This window comes from Mesorhizobium sp. PAMC28654 (assembly GCF_020616515.1).
Lineage (GTDB): Bacteria > Pseudomonadota > Alphaproteobacteria > Rhizobiales > Rhizobiaceae > Mesorhizobium.
The window spans coordinates 1,899,608-1,920,262 of record NZ_CP085135.1; the positions used below are offsets into that span (position 1 = coordinate 1,899,608).

At 61.3% G+C, this 20,655-nt stretch carries 19 protein-coding genes and 4 pseudogenes; 5 read left to right on the forward strand and 18 right to left on the reverse strand.

Annotated features, from left to right (window positions below):
• Positions 1 to 16: 16 nt before the first annotated feature.
• On the reverse strand, positions 17 to 907 hold the full coding sequence (locus LGH82_RS09710) for a fatty acid desaturase family protein (RefSeq protein WP_227348294.1): 891 nt from the start codon (positions 905 to 907) through the stop codon (positions 17 to 19).
• Between the two features lie 110 nt (positions 908 to 1,017).
• Here LGH82_RS09710 and LGH82_RS09715 point away from each other — a divergent pair.
• A pseudogene (locus LGH82_RS09715) lies at positions 1,018 to 1,928 on the forward strand (LysR substrate-binding domain-containing protein).
• Between the two features lie 26 nt (positions 1,929 to 1,954).
• Here the strand turns inward: LGH82_RS09715 and LGH82_RS09720 are convergent.
• From LGH82_RS09720 to LGH82_RS09760, 9 genes and pseudogenes are all read right to left on the reverse strand, one after another.
• Positions 1,955 to 2,227 (reverse strand): DUF3303 domain-containing protein, encoded by a 273-nt coding sequence (locus LGH82_RS09720; protein ID WP_227348295.1) that lies wholly within the window; start codon positions 2,225 to 2,227, stop codon positions 1,955 to 1,957.
• Between the two features lie 18 nt (positions 2,228 to 2,245).
• Positions 2,246 to 3,709: a RimK family protein gene (locus tag LGH82_RS09725; RefSeq protein WP_227348296.1), complete on the reverse strand. Its 1,464-nt coding sequence runs from the start codon at positions 3,707 to 3,709 to the stop codon at positions 2,246 to 2,248.
• Between the two features lie 5 nt (positions 3,710 to 3,714).
• Positions 3,715 to 4,810, reverse strand: a pseudogene (locus LGH82_RS09730) (peptidase C39 family protein).
• Positions 4,811 to 5,100: 290 nt separating this feature from the next.
• Positions 5,101 to 5,895, reverse strand: a complete 795-nt coding sequence (locus LGH82_RS09735; RefSeq protein WP_227348297.1) for an anti-sigma factor family protein — start codon at positions 5,893 to 5,895, stop codon at positions 5,101 to 5,103.
• Positions 5,892 to 6,410 (reverse strand): RNA polymerase sigma factor, encoded by a 519-nt coding sequence (locus tag LGH82_RS09740; RefSeq protein WP_227348298.1) that lies wholly within the window; start codon positions 6,408 to 6,410, stop codon positions 5,892 to 5,894. The genes LGH82_RS09735 and LGH82_RS09740 overlap by 4 nt, the downstream gene beginning before the upstream one ends.
• A gap of 174 nt (positions 6,411 to 6,584) precedes the next feature.
• Complete coding sequence (locus LGH82_RS09745; protein ID WP_227348299.1) at positions 6,585 to 9,323, reverse strand: DUF2339 domain-containing protein; 2,739 nt, start codon at positions 9,321 to 9,323, stop codon at positions 6,585 to 6,587.
• Between the two features lie 38 nt (positions 9,324 to 9,361).
• Positions 9,362 to 9,880, reverse strand: a complete 519-nt coding sequence (locus tag LGH82_RS09750; RefSeq protein ID WP_227348300.1) for a PaaI family thioesterase — start codon at positions 9,878 to 9,880, stop codon at positions 9,362 to 9,364.
• Positions 9,877 to 10,653: a DNA repair protein RecO gene (gene recO / locus LGH82_RS09755; protein ID WP_227348301.1), complete on the reverse strand. Its 777-nt coding sequence runs from the start codon at positions 10,651 to 10,653 to the stop codon at positions 9,877 to 9,879. Before recO ends, LGH82_RS09750 begins: the two co-directional genes overlap by 4 nt.
• A gap of 123 nt (positions 10,654 to 10,776) precedes the next feature.
• Positions 10,777 to 11,879 (reverse strand): annotated as a pseudogene (locus LGH82_RS09760) (porin).
• Between the two features lie 603 nt (positions 11,880 to 12,482).
• Between LGH82_RS09760 and LGH82_RS09765 the strand changes: the two are divergent.
• From LGH82_RS09765 to LGH82_RS09775, 3 genes and pseudogenes are all read left to right on the forward strand, one after another.
• Complete coding sequence (locus LGH82_RS09765; RefSeq protein WP_227348302.1) at positions 12,483 to 13,322, forward strand: DUF1295 domain-containing protein; 840 nt, start codon at positions 12,483 to 12,485, stop codon at positions 13,320 to 13,322.
• Positions 13,319 to 14,358: pseudogene (locus tag LGH82_RS09770) on the forward strand (SAM-dependent methyltransferase). The gene LGH82_RS09765 and the pseudogene LGH82_RS09770 overlap by 4 nt, the downstream one beginning before the upstream one ends.
• Entirely contained in the window at positions 14,355 to 14,918 is a 564-nt protein-coding gene (locus LGH82_RS09775) for a hypothetical protein (RefSeq protein WP_227348303.1), read from the forward strand. The pseudogene LGH82_RS09770 and the gene LGH82_RS09775 overlap by 4 nt, the downstream one beginning before the upstream one ends.
• Before the next feature lie 3 nt (positions 14,919 to 14,921).
• Here the strand turns inward: LGH82_RS09775 and LGH82_RS09780 are convergent, their stop codons facing one another.
• A complete protein-coding gene (locus LGH82_RS09780) occupies positions 14,922 to 15,332 on the reverse strand; it encodes a DUF2177 family protein (protein WP_227348304.1) in 411 nt (136 codons plus the stop codon).
• 185 nt (positions 15,333 to 15,517) lie between these two features.
• Here LGH82_RS09780 and LGH82_RS09785 point away from each other — a divergent pair, with 185 nt between their 5' ends.
• Entirely contained in the window at positions 15,518 to 15,898 is a 381-nt protein-coding gene (locus tag LGH82_RS09785; protein ID WP_227348305.1) for a DUF2147 domain-containing protein, read from the forward strand.
• A 31-nt stretch (positions 15,899 to 15,929) separates the two neighbouring features.
• Here LGH82_RS09785 and era read toward each other — a convergent pair whose 3' ends face one another.
• The 7 genes from era to pyrE form a co-directional block, all read right to left on the reverse strand.
• Positions 15,930 to 16,862: a GTPase Era gene (gene era / locus LGH82_RS09790; protein WP_227348306.1), complete on the reverse strand. Its 933-nt coding sequence runs from the start codon at positions 16,860 to 16,862 to the stop codon at positions 15,930 to 15,932.
• A complete protein-coding gene (rnc, locus tag LGH82_RS09795) occupies positions 16,859 to 17,581 on the reverse strand; it encodes a ribonuclease III (RefSeq protein WP_227349534.1) in 723 nt (240 codons plus the stop codon). Before rnc ends, era begins: the two co-directional genes overlap by 4 nt.
• 3 nt (positions 17,582 to 17,584) lie before the next feature.
• A complete protein-coding gene (gene lepB / locus LGH82_RS09800; protein ID WP_227349535.1) occupies positions 17,585 to 18,334 on the reverse strand; it encodes a signal peptidase I in 750 nt (249 codons plus the stop codon).
• A 78-nt stretch (positions 18,335 to 18,412) separates the two neighbouring features.
• A complete protein-coding gene (gene acpS, locus LGH82_RS09805; RefSeq protein WP_227348307.1) occupies positions 18,413 to 18,826 on the reverse strand; it encodes a holo-ACP synthase in 414 nt (137 codons plus the stop codon).
• Positions 18,823 to 19,422, reverse strand: coding sequence for a DUF2062 domain-containing protein (locus LGH82_RS09810; RefSeq protein WP_227348308.1), 600 nt, complete (start codon positions 19,420 to 19,422; stop codon positions 18,823 to 18,825). Before LGH82_RS09810 ends, acpS begins: the two co-directional genes overlap by 4 nt.
• A gap of 255 nt (positions 19,423 to 19,677) precedes the next feature.
• Entirely contained in the window at positions 19,678 to 20,058 is a 381-nt protein-coding gene (locus LGH82_RS09815; RefSeq protein WP_227349536.1) for a VOC family protein, read from the reverse strand.
• A 13-nt stretch (positions 20,059 to 20,071) separates the two neighbouring features.
• Complete coding sequence (gene pyrE, locus LGH82_RS09820) at positions 20,072 to 20,650, reverse strand: orotate phosphoribosyltransferase (RefSeq protein ID WP_227348309.1); 579 nt, start codon at positions 20,648 to 20,650, stop codon at positions 20,072 to 20,074.
• Between the last annotated feature and the right edge of the window lie 5 nt (positions 20,651 to 20,655).

The window sequence follows — 20,655 nt, forward strand, 5'->3', positions numbered from 1 at the left end:
CGGCGGGCCAGCCCACTCAACGCAGTGCCTCTATGTATTTCTCGTGGAAGCTGACGTAGCCCGGCTCGACCACCTTGAGATGCCGTTCAATCAGCGCGTGGAACTCCGGCAATTGATGAAACGGCACGCCGGGATAGGCGTGGTGCTCGGCGTGAAAGGGCATGTTCCAGGCCAGCTTGCGCACCACCCAGTTGGTCAGTGTCGTCCTAGTGTTTTCCAGCATGTTGGCAACGAACGGACAACGGCCGTGTTCGGCCAGCAGGTAAAGGCGCAGAAATGGCTGGCCGAGCAGCGCGGGAATGATCCAGACATAGAGCAGCGTCGTTGCCTTGAACCAGAGGGTCAGCGCCAGCACGACAACGTAAAAGGTCATCATGGCGCGCGCCTCGGCACGCACTTTGGGCCGACCTTTCGGCGGTACATAACTTTCCAGGCTGCCACCAACCGCATTGCTGTAGAGTGTCTTGAGGTGGCTCCACCACACCGGAATGCCGGAGACATGCACAAGATACTGCCGTAGCGTCTCCGGCTTGGGGGAAGCCAGTTCCGGATCATTCGCGGGATCCTGGGTGAAACGGTGGTGGGCGAAGTGGAAGTAGCGAAACCAGTCGGCCGGCAATGCGAGCGCCAGACTGCAGATCCGCGCCACGGCATCATTCAACCATTGCGTCTCGAAAGCTGTCCGGTGCACGGTCTCATGCAAGAGCGTGAACAGGAATACGATGAGGATGCCTTGCGGCAGCATCAGCAACGGCCAGAACGGCACCTTCGCGGCGATCAGCGATCCGATGATCACGATCGCCCCCCAATGGGCGCCAAGCTGAACGAGACCCGCGACGTCCGACTTGGCGGTCAGACGGCTGCGCTCTTCCGGCGTCAATGACGCGATTATGTCGCGATGGTCCATCAGCCCGATCCTGGTTGGGATTTGATGAAGTCACTGTAGTCACTGAAAAACCTTTCCAAAAACGTCGATTTCTGCAATTCGGATAAGCTGAACTTATCTATCTGGTGATCATGGTCGCACTCCCGTCTCTAAAGGGACTTCAGGCCTTCGAGGCTGCGGCCCGTACCGGCAGCTTTGCCTCGGCAGCGGACGAGCTTTCGGTTTCGGCCGCCGCCGTCAGCCAGCTCATCCGCACCGTCGAGGAGCAGATGGGACGCAAGCTGTTCCACCGCGTCAACCGGCGCGTCGTCCTCACCGAGGCCGGCATCGAGATGCTGCCCAGGCTGACCATGGCCTTCCAGGAAATCGGCAGCGTCGCGCGCGAACTGGGCGGCGATGCATTCCGCACCCGCCTTGTGGTGTCGGTGCCCCCGTCCATGGCCATGGGTTGGCTTTCGCGGCGTCTCGCCGGCTTTGCCGCGAGCCATGGCAGCGTCGACATATCGCTCAGGGGCGATGATGACCCAGTGCCGTTCGATCGTGAGCTGATCGACATCAGGCTCTCCTACGGCCCGCACTATCGCGAGCACCCGACCGAGGACATCGTCCGGGACGCCGTCTATCCCGTCTGCGCGCCCGGACTCGCCGGCACGATCAGACCCGAGGACCTCGCGAGCCTGCCGCTCATCCATACCGACTGGGGACCGACAGGCGCGTCCTTTCCATCCTGGCGTAACTGGTTCGAAGCGGCTGGCATCGAGCCCGGCCGCGCAGCGCGGCGCGGCTCTCGGCCAACTCATCGCGCGCGGCACTCGACCTTGCCATTTCGGGATTGGGCGTCGCGTTGGCGCAAGGGGTCTATTGCGCCAAAGCACTGGAAGACGGCAGGCTGTTCCGGCCGGTCGCCCGTGCGCTCGAACTACGCCAGCCCTATTGCCTGACGATCCCGGAGCGCAGCGCAAGGCGCGACGTGGTGGCGACATTTCGCCAGTGGCTGATCGAGCAATGCGTGCGCGCGGTGCGTTCGCCGGTGCTCCGTTGACTCGATAGCGATGGCCTACGGGCCGGTCACAGGTGCCCGCTCAATGCCCCGACCATGTCCTTGCTCGTGGCCACGGGAACGATCTCGAACTCCACCAGATCGGCCCATTCGATAACCCAGCGCTGCAGGAGCGTGACGTCATCGGCCTCCACCAGAAGGAAGCAGCGGCTCATGTCCGCGGCGATCCAGCTGTGGTGCACGAGAAGCTCGTCCGGCTTCAAGCGGCCGCGATCGCGGAAGCGGCGATATATCTCCTTGCGATCGCAGCCCCGAAAGTCCTCGGTTACCAGGAACAGCATCTTTTTCCCTCTATCAGATTACCGGCCCGGCCGATCCAACCGTTCCAGGAACCATTGCGTCAGCCGCACCCAGACCTCGTCCTTCTCGCCGGAATCCTCCCAGCCGTGATCGAGGTTGGGATTGTCGTTGACCTCGATGACGAAGACGCCATCCTTGGTTTCCTTGAGGTCGACGCCGTAGAGGCCGTCGCCGATGCAGCGCGCCGCCTTCACCGCCGTCTCGACGACATGGGCCGGCGTTTCCTTCAGCGTGAAGGTCTTGATGCCACCCTGGTCCGGCTTACCGTTGGCCTTGTGGTTGACGATCTGCCAGTGCTTCTTGGCCATCAGATAGTGCACGGCAAACAGCGGCTGGCCGCCAAGCACGCCGACGCGCCAGTCATATTCGGTGGGAATGAATTTCTGTGCGATCAGGAGGTCGGAATCCTCCAGCCATTCGGTCGCCAGCGTCTTCAATTCCTCGAAGGTGGCGCATTTCTTGACACCGCGCGAGAACGAGGAATCCGGGATTTTCAGCACCAGCGGGAAACCCAGCGTCTGTGCCGCCAGTTCAAGATCCGACGTACCGGCGATCATCACCGTAGGCGGCACCGGCACCTTGTTGTAGGTCATCAGTTCGTTGAGATAGACCTTGTTGGTGCAGCGGATCATCGACAGTGGATCATCGATGACGGGCATGCCTTCCTGCTGGGCGCGGCGCGCGAAGCGGTAGGTATGGTTGGAGATCGACGTGGTCTCGCGGATGAACAGCGCGTCGTAATTGGCGAGCTTGGCCAGATCCTTCTTGGTGATGGGTTCGATTTCGACGCCCATCTTTTCAGCGATCTTGGCCCAGTAGCGCAGCGACGAAATCTGCGACGGCGCCAATTCCTCATGCGGATCGACCAGCGTGGCGAAAGTGTAGCGCGCCGGCGTGCGGCCCTTGGTATCGCGCCATTCGCGGTTGGTGTAGGTCTCGAGGCACTGGATGAAGTGCGCTTCCTCCTCCTCGGTCATCCGCGCGAGTGGGTGGAAGCCGATCTTCCGGATCGATGCCCATTCGGCGCTGTCCTTGATGTGGACCTCCAGCGCCGGTGCCCGGAACCAGTCGAACAGAAGTTTTGCGAAGCGGTCCCAGACCTTCGACGGGCCGATGCCGAAGAAGATGCAGACCTTTTGCGGAAAGGCGCCGCCAAGATCCTTGCGGCATTTGTTGAGCGCCAGTTCCAGTTCCGGCAACGCATGCTCATAAAGCTTGCGCTCCGACAGGTCGATCATCGTCTCGACCGTGGGGATGACCTTGTGGCCGCGTGAGCTGGCCAGCAGCGAGGCATAGTAGCCGCGGCTCTGATAGCTGTAGCTGTTCGACAGGTTGATGACCTTGGGCCGCTGGCCGCGAAACAGCGACGGATGTGCGAGATAGTCGCGGTTGGTAATGATCTTGTGCGGTGTCGCCACCTGGTCGAGATCGCTCTGCCGGCCTGTCAGGATGACCCAGGTCATTGTCTTCAGCGCTTTCCGAGAATGATAGCCGCGCGCAATCCGTCGCGGCCGAACTGGGCCATGTTCATGAAGATGCCGTAGGGCACGGGAATGTTGGCGGCATCAAGGATTGTCTCCTGCTTCTCGTCCTCGACCCAGGGATCGTGGATCAGAATATGATCGCCATCATCGCCGATTGCGAGCACCCAGTGCGGCACCTTCTTGCCGAACATGATGAAGCCGCTGATGAGGACCAGCACGAGTTTCCCTTCCGCGATCGCCGCGCGAATATCGTCGATGACGAACGGACGGTAATTGACAGGGATGCCGTATCGTTCCGCGCGGCGACGAAAATCGACCTGCGCCAGTTCCATCACCCGGCGCTTGTCCTCGCTGCGCACCGACTGCAGAAACAACGCACCGTAGAAAGACACAAATATCTCGGCCGAAAGTCCGCTTTCGTGGCCGGCGACGGCCAGTCCGAACGGCTCGCAGCCGCCAGGACCCGACATCATGAAAATCGTCGTCGCCTCGCGCCACAACCGGATTTCCATGACCGGATCCGGCACGAAGCCGCGATCGAAATTGGACATCGCCATCATCAGGCAGCACGGGCCGCAGGTGAATTCGCAGGTCTGCTGATAGAATGGCTTTGGTCGCGATCGGAATGTCGCCGCGCAAGGTCTTTTCGTAGCGCAGCGCCGTTTGGCCGTCGCCATAGTAGCCGAGTTCGCGGCCGATCTTGCGGTAGCCACTCTGCTCATAGATGCGGATGGCCCTGGCGTTGTCTTCGCGCACTTCCAGGCGCAGCATCATGCGGCCATGCTCGAAAGCCGCCTCCTCCGCCCGCTCCAACAGCAGCCGGCCGATGCCGCGCCCGCCAAAAAAGGGGCCGGTCGCGATGGAGTAGAGACGCGCGACACCACTGCCCTTGCGAAACAGCACGACGGCATAGCCGGCAATGTGCCCATCGTACTCGGCGACCAGCATTTCGGCGGTCTCACGTTCGATCAAGAGGCGAAAGGAACGGCGGGAAATGCGGTCGCTCGCGAAAACGGCCTTCTCGATGGCAGCGAGGTCATCGACGTCGGTCGCGCGGGCCGTGCGGATCTCGGCAGGCATGCGGGCTCGGAAAACCTCGATTGGGTTGTGGAAACGCCCTTGTCTAAACACTGCTGATATCAGCCGAAGTGCCGATGATCATCAAGCGCTATCGCACCTCGATTAGGGCCGAATTGTGACAGTTCTGGCCCCGTGGGTGAACCCAAAAATCGGAAAGCATTTTGCACGGAGATCGCCGGGAAAATAAAGTGCAATGGCATCCTTGCACTCTACGAGGGAAACGCGATGCCGTGGCCATTTGAGCAGCATGGCTATCCTCGCGCATCGTCGCCGGCAAAAGCCAGCTCTGTTCAGCCGGCCAGACCGTTCACGAGTTGCGTGTAGGCGCTCTTCGCCACGTCGGCCAGCCGCTCATGCGGCAGCGAGCCGACAACCGCGCAGCCATACCCCTTGTCCAGCCAATAGACGGCCTGCGGGCCATCTTCAACCGATGCGTAGGTACCCTTGGCATTCTCCGACGATTCGGCGGTGACGAAGAGAGAGATGCGCTCGCCCTTGTCGTCCTGGTAAAGCAGCATCGCGGCTTTGCCCTGGCCTGCTGGCAAGAGCCGGCCACCAACCAGTTGGAACCCGTTCGCGGTCAGGTCCGGCGCCACGAGCTTCAGGCCTACCCGATTGGACAGCCAGGTCTGCAGGTGATCCCTGTCGCTTGCCGGAACTTCCACCGCGTGCCTTTGTTCCGCGGCATAGATGACGTGAGCCGCGATCGCCTGTTCTGCAAGCTGATCTTCCGCCTGATCTTCCTGACCCAAATGGTCAATTCCGGCAAAATAGCCACCAAGACCGCCAACAGCCAGGACCGCCGCCGCAGCCGCCGCAAGCCACCAGCGCGAGCGCCGCGCGGCGACCCTCATCGGCGGAGTTTCGCCGAGCACGGCCTTGCGCAATCGCGCCGGCACCGGTTCATCGAGCACGACGGCGAAGGCTACACGCAGAGCGGTGCGATCGGCCGTATAGCGCACGCTCTTCGCCTTCATCTCGGGATTGGAGTCGAGCCAGGTCTCGTAGGCCACGCGTTCGTCGGCTGGCAGTTCGCCGTCGAGTGCCATGTGAATGTCACGTTCGGAAAAATCGCGCCGGATCATTTCTCGACGATCCTTATCGTCCGGCGGCGGGCTGTGTCGTCCAGCAATCCGCGCAACTCCTCGCGTCCACGCGCAATGCGCGACATCAGCGTGCCGGCCGGCACGCCAAGGATGTTGGCGGCCTCGGCATAGGAAAATCCTTCTATGGCGACCATCACCAGCGCGGCGCGCCGGTCAGGGCTGATTGCCTGCAACGCGTCGATGATTTCACGCGAAGCGATGCTTTCCATCTGCTCGGCGGGCTGTCCAAGCGCCTCGCCTGCTTCCAGCGGCAGCATCGCGGCTTCACCACGTCGATTTACCTTGCGCATCTGGTCGATGAACAAATGATGCATGATCGTAAACAGCCACCTCCGGGGGCTTTCTCCAGTCTGCCAATTGTCGAGCCGGACAAGTGCCCGCTCGAGGCAATCCTGGACGAGGTCGTCGGCTGCGTCACGGTCGCGCAGAAGCGAGCGTGCGTAGCGGCGCAGACGCGGTATTTCGCCAAGGATTGCTGCCTTCTTCTCGTCCATGACCGCTGGTTCTGAAGTCGCCTCTTACCGAGATCAATTGAACGCGCCTTCTCGGCGCGGCGCAAGCGGCCAAGCGCGAAGCGGTCCGCCGCCCCGGTCACCCAAGCAATGATGTAACGCGGCAAGCGGCCCTTTTATTCCCGCACAGACGGGAAACCCATAATTTCCACGCGATTATCCGTTTTCTCTCGCCGCACGGGTCAGCAGACGCTGATAGAACAGCCCAATCCCGATCAGAACCGCGCCGAGGCCAATGAAGGACAATGCCCGTAGCACTCCTTCAAGCTCCGACATGTCGAACAGGAACACCTTCAGCACGGCGACCGAAATCAGAACCGCCGATGCTATGCGCAGCACTTGCGATTTCAGCCAGACGCCGGCCGTGAGAAGTACGACGCCCATGACCAGCCACAACGCCGAATAGGTGTAGGTTTCAACCTGGCCGAGGCCACTCCAGTAGCCGATGAACTCGCCCTTGAAAAATCGCCTGACCGACAGGGTGGCATAGGCAAAGGCGAGCAACGCCGCTACCAATGCCAGCATCGCCGCATACCATTTCGGCCGCTTGTCGCGGGCGTACAGCGCCAGCCCGCCAGCAGCGACAGCCGGCAGCAGATAAGCGAGGAACAGCAGGTTGAATACCGGGATCCGGCCCGTGGATTCGTCGGTGAACAGCGGATTCAACATCGCGAAATGTTGCCCGACGATGAAGAGCACCGAGGCCACACCGGCCGCCATCGATCCATAGCGAAGCACCGAACTGGGTTGACGCCGATCGATTGCGATCAGGATGGCACCGGCACCGAGCGCGATCAACGTATAGATAGCTTGCTCGGCCAGGGACGGCGCGCCGCTGGTAATGACGCCTCCATGCATGGCGTGGCGCACCAGGATGGCGACGGTGAGCAGCGCGAACAGTGCCGCGGCCGCCTCCATCGCGAGGCGCGGCCGGCCATTGGTGGTACGGGCAAGCTGCCAGGCGGCAAAGCCAAAGGCGAGTGCCGGAACGCCGTACCCCGGCAAAAGCCAGTTGAACACCGGCGTCGTCGACAGGAACTCAGCACCGACCACGGTCGGGTCAAACGCCACGCGGCAAAGCACCGCGATGGCCGCACCGACGGAAATCCAGCCGAGCACCGGGTAGCTACGCCAGCGGGTGGCCAGCGCCGGCACGACCGCCGACGCTCCGATCATGATGGTGGTCATGCCGGAACCGAACGCCATATGCAGCATCAGAAGCGCTGAAACGGCCGCGCCGCCAAGCGCGAATGAAACGGCAGCACCGCCCTTCCTAGGCGGTGCTTCGCGGCCCGCGATCCATTCGCCACCGGCCGCGAATGCCACCACCAGCAGTATTGCGCCAAACGCGTAGCCGAAGTCACGATCGAGATTGCCGAAGGTGAACCAGAGCGAAAACAGTATCACCACCGGCACGATGACGCCCCAGGCGGCCCAGGAAGCAGCGCGAACCGGCGCCGATGCGGCCGATCCTCGGGCAGCCCAGAAACCGGCGAGGATGAAAAAGAGTCCCAGGACGATGCCGATTCTGAAAGTGAGGGTGTCGGCGGTGACTACCGCCACGCCGTTGACGATGAGACTGCCGCCGGGAAAGTCCGAGGCAACGGCCGTCGGCGGGATGATGCCCAGGTAGACCATGACCGCGACCAGTCCGGCGGCGTAAAGAAGCGGCACCGCTCGCGTCCGGTATAGCGCGACAGTCACCATGGCAGCGAGCAGGATGGCGCCTGGCAAGGCATCGCCGGCCAAGGCGAAGGCCGGATCGACGAAGAGCGCCAGAACGCAAAGTCCGACAAACACGCCCGGCGCGACCGAAGGCCAGTCGAATCCACCAGCTTGTTCAGGTTCCACGCGACGACCAAGCCACACGAAGGCAAGAATGACGAGAGTTACGGCCTTGATGAACAGGATGACCGACAGGTTCGCGCCTGGTGAATCGGTCATATAGAGCAATGTCCAGATGCCGACCCCGACAAAAGCCGCCGCCATCAGCAGCGCCCAGTCGCGCATACGGGCTATGACGCCGGTTGCCGCGAGAACGATGGCCAGATAACCGAACAAAGCCCATGGATTGGGTGCCTGCGAGGCAATCAGCATCGGCGTCACAATGGCACCAAGCAGGCCTATCCCGGCCAAGGCCTGGCCGTGAACAAGGGCGGCAACAATTGTTGCAATGCCGATGGCCCCCAGAAGCACGAAGGCGAACGCAGGTCCGATGAAGCCGTAGACGGCATAGGCGGCATAGACGGTGCCGAACAGGATGAAAGCGCCTGCAGCCGTCAGGATCGCGGGGATATAAGCGTCGGCAATGCCTTGTACTGGCACCTTGAAACCGGTGCGGCGAATGAATTCGCTGGCGGCAACCAGCACCAGGCCGAATATCGCGGCCATCGTGAGCCGCACGCCAGGGCCGAAAATCCCGGCTTCAATCGTGTAGCGGATCAGGAACAGACCACCAAGCGCCAGAGCAATGCCGCCGACCCAGACCGCCCAGCGCGTACCGAGCGCGGTTTCGACATCTGACTGGCGGGCGGCTTTCGCCGGCGCGGCCGGCTCGACAGGTCTGGATTCGGTGGGCGCGGTTACAGTCCAAGGTCCGGGCACGGCCTCGGCAGTGGTTTCATCCTCTACCACCGCTGCCTGTGCCGCGGCGAGTTCGCTCGCGGGTGTCGATGCGGCGTCCGCGGCTGCCGCCAAAAGCGCGTCCGCAGGCTTGCCACCATCCGCGGCCTGAGCCGCCGGTTTGGCCTGCGGCAACGCCGTATTCGCCCCCAAACTCACGAGACCGCGCAGTGCACCCAACTCGCGCTCGATCAGGCCGATGCGGCTCTGCTGACGGGAGACGATGACGAACAGCGCGATGATGGCCACAAGGCCGATCAGATTTTCAAACATAGCGGATCCCCCAAACCGGACCGGTCCTTGCAGTCACGTCAACGTACCGCCAGATTGGCCGCCGGAAAGACCGAGCATGTTTCAGTACCGAAGGCCAGCAGCTTGCCGTTGGCGTCCTTCAGTGTGGCTTCCGACACCACCAGAGTGCGTCCCTTGTGAACCACTTTTCCCTCGCATACCACTTCGCCGGTCCTTGGCGTGATCGGCCGCGTCAGATTCACCTTGAATTCCGCCGTCGCATAGGCCTCGCCTTTTTCGAGCAGTGTCTGTACCGAGCAGCCAAGCGCCGAATCCAGCAACGTTGCCGCCCAACCGCCATGCACGCCGCCCAGCGGGTTCAGATGCCGCTCGTTCGGCACACCATGAAATACGGCTCGCCCTTCCGACACTTCAGCGATGGCAAAGTTGAGCTGGAAGGAAATCGGCGGCGCCGGGTATTTGTTGTCGATGATGCGCTGGAGCAACTCGATGCCGGTGTATTTCAGGATGTCCTCATGCGGAATGGTGCCGAGGCCGAGCGTCGCGACGCGGCCGGGATAAAGTTCCACCTCGCTCATACGGCGCGTTCCCCGGTTGCGGCCTCTACGGCTGCGGATTTGCGGGATGCATAGTGTTTGCGCAATGAGGCAAGGAAGCCAGCCCGCGCCCCAGGCGCCTCGATGGCACGCGGTTCGTAGACATGCCGGACGAAGAAAAACCCTGTAAGCCGGAATGCATCTTCGATCGCCGCCGGATCGGCGCGCAGGCCGGAGCCGCGATGCAGGAAGGCGGGCAGTGCCAGCATCTTGTCGCGCCACGGTGTGCCCGCCTCGCGCGACACGGCGCGGCCGGACTTGGGCGAGACATAGGCAAGGTCGTCCCGGCTGCCGGTCGCGGCACACTGGCTGAGATCGAGGCCAAAGCCGAGTTCTTCCAGGATCAGGAGCTCGAACCGCGCCACCAGTTCGCCGGCTGCGTCCGCATCGTCGAGATGGGCGATCATGACGCCAAACGTCTCATAAAGCCCGCCATGGGCATCGCGCTCCGGCAAAAGGCGTAGATGCGCCGCCATGGTCTGCAGTCCATAAACGGCAACGGCGCTGTCCATCAGTCGCGCGGCATTCATCTCGATCGCCTCGGCCTGGAATGTGCCGAGATGCTCGTCAAGGCGGGCGCGCCAGAGAAGGTCGACGCGGTTGCCGGGCTGGAGGACGGGTTGCTGCTTGCGCGAACGCCCGCCGCGCACGAGGCCGAGATGCCTGCCATGCGCGCGTGTCATCACCTCGAGGATGGCGCTGGTTTCGCCATGCTTGCGGGTGCCGAGAATGATTCCCTCGTCGCGCCATTCCATGACGAGAGCTTTTCACCGGTTAGGTGGCGAAATCAAGATAAGGCTTGGGCTGACCTCCCTCGCCAAAGAAAGAGGACCGCCCGCAGCAATGAGCCGCGGGCGGTCCGTGCCAGATGCTGACCGTTAGAACGAGCGCTGGAAGCGGACTATGCCGCCGATCGCATCCGAGTTGCTCTTGTCGAAATTGTCGTAATAGTCGACTTCGGCCGTGATCGTGTAGCCGGGAACGATCGTATAGGCGACGTTTGCCGCCACGGCGAAGTCCTTGGCATCGGTGTAGGAGATCTGCGCGTTAAGCGAGGTCTTCTTGTTGACTGTGTAGCTTCCGCCACCCCAGACCGCGAAGTTACCGCTCCAAGGCTTGTAAAAGCTCTTCGCAATGTTGTGGTCGGTGCCATAACCCGCCATCAAGAACAGGGTCAGATCCTTGGTCGCCTTGATATCGAGGCGAGCCTTGCCGGCCCATTCTTCCCAGTTGCTGTTGTAGCCGCCAACCGCGGTGATCGCACCCCAGTCGCCTTTGTACTTCACGCCACCGGCAACGTGCGGAACGTAGCTATCGATCGAGTGGTCACCAGCGCCCGTTTCCAGCGAGACCACCGCCGTGAAGCCGCTGCCTCCATCGAAGTAGTAGCTGATCAGGTTGGTGTCCTTTTCACCGTACTTGATAATGGTGTCTGGATCACATTGCCGGCGTAGCCGATGAACGAATCATAGACCGTTTCGTCCCTACCGATGCGCAGGCCACCAAGCTGAATCCATGCGAAATGCAGGTCGACGGGCTTGTTGTAGGCATAGTTCTGAGGGCTATCGCCCTCGCCCGCGGCGCTCTTGTGGAAGTTGCGGTTCTGGTTGCCGTAGTTGAAGCGGGTCTCGGTAAAGGTCTTCAAGGTACCGAGTTCGGTTTCCTGGCCAGTCCAGGTCCTCAGCGCGAAGCGGGTGTTGTTCATCCATGTGCCCTGCTCTTCGCCAGTCAGCACGTCCCTGGTGCGTGCGCCGTCCAACGAACCGACGTCGCCGCCGCCGAGATCAAAACGGATATAGCCGCCAACGCGCAGGCAGGTCTCGGTGCCAGGAATATAGAAGTAGCCGGCGCCATAAACGTCGCAGATCTTGACGTACTGGGCTGGTTCTGGCTCGGCAACGACGACAGCATCAGCCGCGCGAGCGCCAGAGACTGCGATCATTGCCGCAGCGGAGCCGAGAAGAAGGCTCTTGATGTTCATTTTCTGACCTCTCCAGTCATAGTTACAATTTGGCTTCGGAATTTGTGGCTGACAGCAGCATTCCCCGCCTTACCCCACGTCGAAAAAGGCTCGCACCGCGCCCCTCTTTCGGCGGCGAACATACTCATCGACCTTCAGCCTTCAATGACAAATATGGAAATAATAACCTTATAATATACAGATTAGTGTTGTGTTGTACAAATATCACGTCACAATATGCAAATGGCACAAATGGCACATCGCAGTATTTATTACATAATACTCTTACAATTATTCGGCTAACTAAATCTTTAACTACGAATTTATCCGGGTATCCGGCAATCATAAGAACTAAATTCCGATTTTTGGCTAAATCAGGAATTTCTCCTCACGATTCTGCCCCATTTCTGGAATGAGCGCCTCAAAGAAGATACGCGCGGGATGCCACATGCGGCGGCACCACTATGCATGGCCGTATCAGGCTACCGCTGACGTGACGGCTCGCGGGAATTGGATCCATCCATTCATTGGCGAAGGCTTTTACCGTCGGAGCGAAACTCGCCGGGGCATTGTCGCGTTATTGGTCTGAGAACAACGCGTCCTGACCGATCAAGACACCATTCCGTGACACTCGCCGCCTCGATCATCGCAATCGCCATCTCCCTCTCGCTCATTATGACGGGCGCATGGGCGGTCGCGATTCGCCTGGGACAATCCGGATGGGTGGATGCGATATGGTCATTAGCGGTCGGCGGCGCCGGCGTTGTGGCGTCGCTCTTTCCTGTTGGCGAGTGGCAGCATCCGACACTCCGACAACTTGCCGTCGCCGGGCTGGTCGCGCTCTGGTCGCTGCGACTCGGTCTGCATATCGTCGCGCGTACGAGGAAAGGTGGCGATGATCCGCGCTATGCAGCGCTTCGCGAGGAGTGGGGCGACCATTTTCGCAGCCGCCTGTTCTGGTTCCTGCAGATCCAGGCAGCTTGCGCACTGTTGCTGGTTGTCGCCATCGCCGCCGCCGCGCATAACCCCGCGCCTGCCCTTCGTATAAGCGACTGGTTGGGCGTCCTCATCCTTGCCGTCGCCATCAGCGGCGAAGCGGTGGCTGACAGACAACTGACCCGGTTCCGCGCCGACCCCGCCAACAAAGGTCGCGTCTGCGGCGTTGGCCTCTGGGCCTTTTCACGTCACCCGAATTACTTCTTTGAATGGCTGGGCTGGCTTGCCTATGCGGTCATCGCCATAGACCTGAGCGGCGCCTATCCATGGGGATGGATCGCGCTCTGCGGCCCGGCCTTCATGTACTGGCTGCTTGTCCACGTCTCCGGCATCCCGCCACTGGAAGCGCACATGCTGCGATCGCGCGGCGCCAGCTTTCGCGCCTATCAGGCCCGCGTCAACGCGTTCTGGCCGGGGCCACCCATGCCGACATCCTCCCTCCAGACGCCGAAGAGTGGGCCCGCATGAACCTGATCGCCTCCGCCATCAACACCGTCGAGCGCACGCCATTGCCGGACCCGTTGACCCGGTACGGCATCCAGTTCCTTGTCGGACGAACCCGACGCCGCCTGTCAGCCGGCTCAATGTCCACTGACGGCGATTTCGCCCGTGCCATGGCGCAGCACCCGATCGCCACTCATGTCGAGGCCGCCAACGAGCAGCATTACGAACTGCCGCCGGCCTTCTTCGGCCTGACACTTGGACCACGCCGGAAGTATTCCAGTTGTCTCTATGGCAACGGCGCCGAAACACTGGCGCTGGCGGAAGTCCATGCGCTGGAGGAAACCATTGCCCACGCCGATATCATCGATGGGCAGCGCATCCTGGAACTTGGTTGCGGCTGGGGCTCGCTGACGCTGTTCATGGCGCAACGCTTTCCGGCCGCCCGGATCGTCGCCGTTTCGAATTCCGCGCCGCAACGCCGCTATATTGAAGAGCAGGCGAAGGCACGCAACCTCGACAATGTCCGCGTCATCACCGCCGACATGAACGAGTTTTCGCCAGAAGACCTCTTCGACCGCGTGGTGTCGGTCGAGATGTTCGAGCATATGTCGAACTGGAAAACGCTGCTGGAGCGGGTCAAGGGCTGGATCGCGGATGACGGCAAGCTGTTCCTGCACGTCTTCACACACCGGAACGGCTGCTACCGCTTCGACCACGCCGACAAGAGCGACTGGATCGCCAATCACTTCTTCACCGGCGGCGTCATGCCTAGCCATGGCCTGATCCGGCGTTTTCCCGAAATCTTCGAAGTCGAGCAGGAATGGCGCTGGAGCGGCAAGCATTATCAGCGCACCGCCGAGGACTGGCTGGCCAATTTCGACGCCAACCGGCCGCGGATCGATCGTATCCTGAGCGACGTCTACGGCGCCAACGCAACGCTATGGCGCCGACGCTGGCGGCTGTTCCTGGCAACGGCGGGGCTGTTCGGCCATGCAGGCGGAGAAGAGTGGGGCGTCAGTCTCACTATCGCCTGCGTCCGGCCAAGGGTAGCCAGACTTGAGCCTTTCGTCGCTTTGGCAATCGCTTCGTGCCTATGCCGCGCATGACGACCCACTGGTTGCGACCGCCAATCTGATTGCGCTGGTGGTCGTTTCCAACCAGCCCTTCTATCCGCTCTATCTCTACTGGATCGTGGGGTCGGACATCACGCCGTCGTTCTGGTTGTTCCTGTCGACGCCGTTCTTCGCGGCCGTGCCTGCAGTGGCCCGGCTGAACGCAACCGGCGGTCGCGCGCTGCTGCCGCTGGCCGGTATCGCCAATACAATGCTGAGCGCCAAGGTGTTTGGCGTCGCCTCGGGCGTGGAAATGTTCCTGATCCCTTGCGTGCTGATCGGCTTCGTCGTTTTCAGACCCAGCGAACGCCTGATCGGGTTCACGATCGCGGGCGCCGCTTTCCTGGTTTTCACGTTCCTGCATGGACACTATGGAGCACCGGTGCATCTCTATACGCCGCAGGAATATGCCGCTTTCGTCAGGCTCAATGCGACAAGCGTGGGAACATTGACCGCCTTTGTCGGACTGCTGGTCGCAGGCCTGATCGGTGAAAGCGACAACCGCTGAACGCTAGGCGGTCCGAGTAAGATACCGGGCGATGAGGAACCCCAACGTCGCCGCGGTGGCTGACAGTATGGTTCCCCAACAGAGATCAGCAATGGTTATCTCCACCGGCCAGTTCTTCAAGGTCGCCTGATTGGTGAGGTCGTATGTGGCATAGGCAATAAAGCCGAACACGGCGCCGTTCAGCGCGGCTGTCGTCGCGCTTCCCGTTGCAAAGGCCGGCCGAATGCCGAAATAAACGATACCGCCAACATAGATCGCATAAAAGAGCATGGCTGGCGCCAGGTTGAAACCATCAACGAGCATGTCGCCAAGCAGCGGCCTGTAAAGCCGGCTTGCCGTCAATGTCAGCCAGATCGAATCGATGCCGAGGAACACGAGCGCCGTGGCCAGATAGGCTATTGCGTAAATTCTCAACAAGTGCCTCTCCTGTGCAGGCCTTTTGCAGATCCACTGCAGGAACGGCCGGCGCGGCGATACAGTTTCGCGATGCAGGCACGCGTCAGCCCATTGTGATCAACAGAACCACCAAAAAACAGATCTTTTGCTGAAACTCCAATCGGATTGTCCGCGTATTTTCCAGGCGTGGCGACGAGGTTGGCATGAAAGCAAGGAAGATCGTGCTGGGGTTGAGCGTTGTCTGGCTGGCTGGTGCAGCGGTGGCTGCGTCACAGCCCGACGCCAGTGGCATCTGGATGCGCGGCGATGGCAATGCAAAAGTGCGTATCGCGCCCTGTGGGTCCGATATCTGCGCAACAAATCTATGGATCAAGGACACCAGCGGCGGCGAAAATGTCGGCGACAAGCTGGTGATGTCAGTCAAGCCGAAGTCCGCCGACACATTGGCTGGCAAGGCCTTCGATCCGAAACGCAACCTGACCTATTCGATCCAGGTCAAGGTCAGGAAAGCCAGCCTCGTGACACGTGGCTGCATCGTTGGCGGCCTTGTCTGCAAGAACGTGAGCTGGACACGCGCCAACTGAGGCGTCGCCAGATCACATTCCCGAGCCCGGTTCAGTGCGGGAATTCGAGGCCCATCTCGCGGTAGCGCTCGGGGTCGTCACCCCAGTTCTCGCGCACTTTGACGAACAGGAACAGATGCACCTTCTGTTCGAGGATGCCGGCGATCTCCATGCGCGCGGCCTGGCCTATGGCGCGGATCGTTTCGCCCTTGTGGCCAAGGACGATCTTCTTCTGACTGTCGCGCTCGACATAGATGACCTGGTCGATACGCACCGAGCCATCCTTCTTCTCTTCCCATTTCTCGGTTTCGATATGGGAGGAGTAAGGCAATTCCTGATGCAGTCTGAGATAGAGTTTCTCGCGTGTGATCTCGGCGGCGAGCTGGCGCATCGGCAGGTCGGAAATCTGATCCTCTGGATAATACCAGGGACCGGCCGGCAGCGTTTCGGCCAGATAGTCGAGAACATCCTTGCAGCCGGAGCCGGTCAGAGCCGAGACCATGAAGGTGCGCTTGAAAGGTACTCTTTCATTGGCTACCGCCGACAAGGCCAGCAGCGCCTCGTGCTTGACCCGGTCAACCTTGTTGAGGATCAGCACCATTGTCTGGCGCACATCCTTCAGTCGCTCCAGGATCGCGTCGGCGTCGCCTCGGATGCCACGCTCGGCATCGATCAGCAAAAGCACGATATCGGCATCCTTGGCGCCGCCCCAGGCGGTGGTCACCATCGCCGTGTCCAGCCGGCGCTTCGGCTTGAAGATGCCAGGCGTGTCGACGAACACAATCTGCGCATTCTCATGCGTGGCAATGCCGCGCACGATGGCTCGCGTCGTCTGCACCTTGTGGGTGACGATCGACACCTTGGCCCCGACCAACTGGTTCACGAGCGTCGATTTCCCCGCATTGGGCGCACCGATCAGGGCGACAAAGCCGGAGTGAGTGGCGGCGGCTTCCGGTACCGGAGCAGCGTCTTCGGTTGCGGTCATGCAGCGCTTCCTTGATTAAGCCAGACGCCTTCGCGCACAAGCAGTGCCGCGGCAGCGGCTTGTTCGGCCTCGCGCTTGGAACGCCCGCTGCCAGTCGCCATCTGGAAAGCGCCGACCTTGACGCTGACGGTGAAGAGCGGATCGTGGTCGGGTCCCTCGCGGCTTTCGATCTTGTAGGCCGGCACGGCGGTTGCCGCCTGATGGGCCCATTCCTGCAACTCGGTCTTGGCATCGCGGCGGGCAGCGCCGGTGGCTTGCGAGCGCGACTGCCAGTATTTGTGGATGAAGGCCCGGGCCGCCTCCAGACCACCGTCGAGATAAAGCACGGCGATCAGTGATTCCAGCGCATCAGCGCGCAGATTGACGCGTTTGCGCCCATCAAGACCACGCACATCGGAGCCGGCACGGATGAGTTCGGGCAGGCCGATATCCTCGGCGATTTCCGCCAGGGCTTCGGCATTGACCAAGGCATTGAGCCGAACCGACAGTTCGCCCTCGGCCGCGTCCGGAAACGCCGCCAGCAGCATGTCCGCGACAACAAGACCGAGAACGCGATCGCCGAGGAACTCAAAACGTTCGTAATCAACCCCGGCATGGCTGCTGCGGGCGCTCGCATGTGTCAGCGCGCGCTGCAGTCGCTGGCTATCGGCAAATGTATGACCGATGCGCCTCTTGAGCTCATCGGCAAGCGCGTCCGCCGACAACCGCTTCGTAGCCATCACCTAGTTTACAAAATGGAACAGGCGCGAAGCACGCATCAGCGTCGGCCATTTCCAGATTTCGAGCGGGCTCGCCTTGCCGGCAATCGAGAAGAAAATAAGGTTGGCGCGGCCGACCAGATTTTCCGCGGGAACGAAGCCGACACTGAAGCGGCTGTCGCTGGAATTGTCGCGGTTGTCGCCCATCATGAAATAGTGGCCGGGCGGCACATCGAATTCGCGGGTGTTGTCGCCGATCGAGTTCGGCGTCAGATCGAGCGTGTCGTAGCTGACGCCGTTGGGCAGGGTCTCATGATAGACATCGACCGGACGGTTCGTCTCGGTGATATCCGGATTGTCGATCTGGCCGGTTTTGACCCGAGGCACGCCGACGCCATTGATGAATAGCTGACCGTCCTTCATCTGGATCTTGTCACCGGGCAAACCGACAACGCGCTTGATGTAGTCGACGGACGGATCAGGCGGGAACTTGAACACCACCACGTCGCCACGCGTCGGTTCGGAGCCCCAGATACGGCCCGAAAAAATATCGGGCCCAAACGGCAGCGAATAGCGCGAATAGCCATAGGACCATTTGGTGACAAACAGGTAGTCACCTTCCAGAAGCGTTGGCCGCATCGACCCGGACGGGATGGAAAACGGTTGGAACAGAAGCGTGCGAATGACCAGCGCAAGCAGCAGGGCCTGGATGATGACGCTGACTGTCTCGCCAAGTCCGCCGGATTTCTTCTCTGATTTTTCAGCCACGCTCATGTCGTCCTCGATTGTGCGTTGGATGGTATAGAGTCTCGGCGCGCGCTGGGCAACGTCAATGCCGGTCGTCAGATGCAATCAATGTGGCGCTTCTTCGACCGGCAGGGCTTCAATGATCACAAAGGCTTGAGCGAGCGGGAAATCATCCGTGATGGTGAGGTGGATCGCGGCGCCGTGCCCCTTCGGCAGCATCTTCTCAAGCCGCGCCATCGCGCCACCGGTCAACGCCATGGTCGGCTTGCCCCCCGGCAGATTGACGACGCCCATGTCTCGCCAGAACACGCCTTGCGCGAGCCCCGTGCCCAACGCCTTGGCGCAAGCCTCCTTGGCCGCGAAGCGCTTGGCATATGATGCGGCCCGAGCCCTGCGCCCTTCGGAACGGGCTTGCTCGACCTCCGTATAGATGCGCTGGATAAAGCGCTGGCCGTGGCGCTCCAGCGACTTTTCGATGCGTCTGATATCGATCAGGTCGCTGCCGATGCCGATTATCATCGCGCGATGGAACCGACACTTCCGGCCGGATGAGACGGGTCGGTGTCCCGTCCGGCCTTTTCGGCCATCCGCTTGCGCCTCTGTTCGCGGAATGCGGTCATCCCCCAACGCGTCACGCCATAGAACAAAAGGCCAAAGACCAGCCCAAGTGGCACCGCGCCGATCAGCATTGGCTTCAGAACAGGGCCCCACAACTGCGAAAAAGAAAGGTTATGCATCATCTCTCCGAGATGCGCGGGCGGGCCGTGACGCGGAAGACGATCGTGCAGTAGGAGCTTACCGGTTTCCCAGGAGGCTCCCCACAACAGCGGAAACGTCAGCGGATTGCCGAAAAAAACCGCGCCGAGTGCTGCCGCCACCAGGTTTCCAGCGACTAGCCAGCACAGCACGGCAGCAATAGCGAAGTGAAAACCCACAGGGAAGAACGAGGCGAATACGCCCGCGGCGACCCCGGCCGCCACAGCGTGCGGAGTGGCCTTCAGCCTCAGAATGCGTTTCGAAAAATACTGGAGTGAGCGCGAGAACGAGCGACGCGGCCACAGATAGGTGCGGATCCGATCGAGAAGGCCATCAGGTTTGCGGCGTCGAAAAAGCAATCTGTTCCTGTTCCCGGCAGTTTACTGCGCGCGCCGGTCATTTTTTCAACCGGACCCCGATCTTGCGCTCCACGGCCAACCAAGGGCTACCGCACCATTGGATATAGCCATACCCAACCCCAACAACAACTAAACGCCGCCCGCGCGGCACGCACGTAGCAATAATTTTTTGTAAGGTTCGCCTATCCAAGATCGGACGATCGCGGCGAATTTGAGATCGCTTCGGTTTGTTGTCGCAGGCAAAGGCACAGGATACTACGTCCGGTACCGGCTGACCTCGACAAGGTTGCCGTCTGGATCACGAAAATAGACTGACATCATCTGCCCTCGCGCACCGATGCGCTCGACCGGCCCGACCTCGACCACGACACCGTTGTTCGTCAGCCTGTCCTGGACCTCGCTGAGCGGCCGGTCAGTCACCAGGCAGAAGTCCCCCGAGCCCGGTGTCGGCGCGTTCGCCTTGGGCTCGAAGGTATGTCCGAGTTCGTGCACATTGATCTTCTGATTGGCGAAAGCCAGAGCCGTCGGCCACCCCGGCGCGTCGACGCGCTCGAAGCCGAGTACCCGTTGGTAAAAGTCGCAGGTGGCCTCGACAGAGCGGACCGTCAGCACGAAATGGTCGATGCCGGCGATCACGTCCACGCCTCCATCAGATGTTGCGGCTGCCAGGCTTGATCGCCGGGATGGCGGCGAGTTCAGGCGGCAGCCGGTCCGCGGGATAGGCCGGCACTTCGTACTCGGCGAGCGCGATCAGCGGCACGCCGACATGGGTCTTGCCGGCCGAGCGATCGATGATGCATGCGGCAGCCACGACCTCGGCACCAAGTTCGCGCAGGCAGTCGATGGTCTCGCGGATCGACAGGCCGGTGGTGACTATGTCCTCGACGATGACAATGCGCGCGCCCTTCGCGATCTCGAAGCGGCGCAGGCGGAACTCGCCATCTTCCCGCTCGACCCAGATCGCGGGCACGCCGAGATGGCGCGAAGTCTCGTATGCCGGGATCAACCCACCGATCGCCGGTCCGACCACATAGTCGATCTTGCCGGGCACTGCCGCACGGATCTTTTCGGCCAGCGCCTTGCACAGCCTCTCCGTCTTGTCGGCATGCATGAAGACCCGGGCCTTCTGCAGGAAGACGGGGCTTCTCAGACCTGACGTGAGGATGAAATGCCCCTCGAGAACCGCACCGGCCTCGCGGAAAATGTCCAGCACCTCATCGGTTTTCATGCTTC